The sequence below is a fragment of the Schauerella aestuarii genome, from assembly GCF_009866805.1.
GTDB classification, from domain to species: Bacteria; Pseudomonadota; Gammaproteobacteria; order Burkholderiales; family Burkholderiaceae_B; genus Schauerella; species Schauerella aestuarii.
Window position 1 is genome coordinate 1 of record NZ_SIZW01000003.1, and the last position, 223, is coordinate 223.

General features: G+C 51.6%; 1 rRNA gene. It reads left to right on the plus strand.

Features of this window, described 5'->3' with window-relative positions:
• Nucleotides 1–96 (plus strand): 16S ribosomal RNA (locus EYW45_RS00015); the annotation flags it as partial.
• Nucleotides 97–223: the final 127 nt, after the last annotated feature.

Sequence of the window (223 nt, forward strand, 5' to 3'; positions counted from 1 at the left end):
ACCGCAAGGAGGGCGATTACCACGGTGGGGTTCATGACTGGGGTGAAGTCGTAACAAGGTAGCCGTATCGGAAGGTGCGGCTGGATCACCTCCTTTCAGAGCGAAAGTGTATGGTGTTAAGTGTCCACGCTTATCGGTTGTTGTTTATAGCTGGATCGTGCATGAGTATGGGTAAGAGGGATTGCCTCCCTGTGCTGCATGTTCGTGACTACATGATCCATGA